Source organism: Archangium sp. (assembly GCF_036388035.1).
Taxonomy (GTDB): Bacteria; Myxococcota; Myxococcia; order Myxococcales; family Myxococcaceae; genus Archangium.
The window spans coordinates 1-1960 of sequence record NZ_DASVSO010000787.1; the positions used below are offsets into that span (position 1 = coordinate 1).

The window sequence follows — 1960 nt, forward strand, 5'->3', positions numbered from 1 at the left end:
ACGAGACCGCGACGGTGGAACCTCCCACGGGGGACATCGTCCTGAAGCCGGAGTGGGAGGCCTCGGTCCAGGCCGCGAAACACCGGGGGCTGTATCTGGGGCGCTGGAAGCTGCTGGAGCTGCCCACGCCCCGGGGAGTGAGGGTGGAGCTGTACGACGTCACCACCGATCCGGCCGAGCGGCGGGACGTCGCCGCCGAGCATCCCGAGGTGGTCGCTCGGTTGAGAGAGCAGCTCGCCCGGGAGCGCCCACGCGCTCGCTGAGGCGGGCCCCCTGGCGAGCCCGCTCCCCTTCGGGTGGTTCCGCTCGCGGCCTGGGCCTGCGCCACGCGGTGCTCGCCTTGGCTATAACGCTCCTGACACCTCTCGGGTGAAGGCGATCACAGCCCCCCCGACGCGCTCTCTTTACTGTCCACGCATTCCCCAACCCAAAGGAGAGGGAACCATGAAGTGGATGATGAGCGTGATGACGGCGGTGATGATGTTCGTGTCCATGGGTGCGGCGCATGCGGCGGATGCGCCTTCGTGTGACGCGAAGACGTCGCCCATCGCCAACCAGCAGGATGCCAACAAGCGCTGCCCGTCCATTTGTACGACGGCGGGCTACGACAAGTGGAACGGGCAGTGGACGAACACGCCGCCCTCCGGCGCCGGGCCCGTCTGCGGCTGCGTCGTCAAGTCGAAGGACGTGAAGACGACCCCCATCGCCAACCAGCAGGATGCGGACAAGCGCTGCCCCTCCGTCTGCAAGGGTGCCAACAACGTCTGGAACGGGCAGTGGACGAACACGCCGCCCTCCGGCGCCGGGCCCGTCTGCGGCTGCTACCAGATGAAGGCCGCGGACGTGAAGACGAGCCCCATCGCCAACCAGCAGGACGCGGACAAGCGCTGCCCCTCCGTCTGCACCACCGCCAAGGCCACTTGGAACGGGCAGTGGACGAACACGCCGCCCGCGGGTGGCGGGCCCGTCTGCGGTTGCCTCACGCCCTCCTGCGGCTGAGCCCAAGCCCGCGTGAGTCGCTGAGTCGCTAGCAGTCAGGAGGGGGGCTTCTTCCAATCCCGGAGGAGGCCCCCCTTCCTGTTTCAGGACAGGCACGGGGAGCGGACAGGCGGTCTTTTCACGCCCTTTCCCGCCACGCCACGGGGTGCATGGACTTCAACTCCCCCTCCAGGCATTGTCCATCACGAGACAGAGGGGCCAAGACATGCCGGGACGTGACGTATCGGGGTGGCAATGGGGGGCGCTGCTCGCCGTGCCCCTGATGGGCTCGCGGCGCCCGCGCCCCACCGCTCGAGGGAGCACCCTCGCCGCCGCACTGGTGGCCCTGGCGATGCTCGCCGCTCCGAGGGCAGGGGCCCAGTCCCTCGACCCGCCCACGGTGTCCCAGGCCATCGACTTGCAGCGCTACAAGCCCGGCCCGGGGGCCACGGACATCCTCGGCGTGCACGGCGCCCGGGTGGGCCAGGGCTGGCACCTCGGTGCCTCGCTCAGCTACGCCAGCAACCCGTTGGGCTTCTTCGATGCGCGCCAGAAGGACTTCGTCTACCAGGTGGTGTCCTCCCAGCTGACGCTGGACCTGATGGGCTCCGTGTCCTACTGCGAGCGCTTCGAGCTGGGAGTGGCCCTGCCGCTCACGTATCAGGCCTCCGCGCGGGGCGTCTCCGCGCTCCCCTCCTTCGCGGAAGGGGTGACGGGCGCCGGCCTGGGGGACCTCCGGATGGTGCCCAAGGTCCGGCTCGTCTCCACGGGCCGGCTGTACCTGGGAGTCGCCGTCCCCGTGCTGCTGCCCACCGCCGGGGGCAGGGCCTTCCGCGGTGGCGCGGGCGTGGCCGCGCAGCCCCAGGTGCTGGGCGAATGGGCCTCGAGCGGCGGCGTGCGCCTGGTGGCCAACCTGGGCGTCCACGTGCGCACCGAGGCGCGGCTGCTCACCCTGCGCACGGGCACCGAGTGGCTGTACGCG

Annotated in this window: 1 protein-coding gene and 2 pseudogenes; all 3 read left to right on the plus strand. The window is 70.5% G+C overall.

Going from position 1 to position 1960, the window contains the following annotated elements; translation table 11 throughout:
- Window positions 1-263: pseudogene (locus VF697_RS32500) on the plus strand (arylsulfatase); the annotation flags it as partial.
- A gap of 181 nt (window positions 264-444) precedes the next feature.
- Window positions 445-999: a mannan-binding protein gene (locus tag VF697_RS32505; RefSeq protein ID WP_331101053.1), complete on the plus strand. Its 555-nt coding sequence runs from the start codon at window positions 445-447 to the stop codon at window positions 997-999.
- A gap of 205 nt (window positions 1000-1204) precedes the next feature.
- Window positions 1205-1960 (plus strand): annotated as a pseudogene (locus tag VF697_RS32510) (cell envelope biogenesis protein OmpA); the annotation flags it as partial.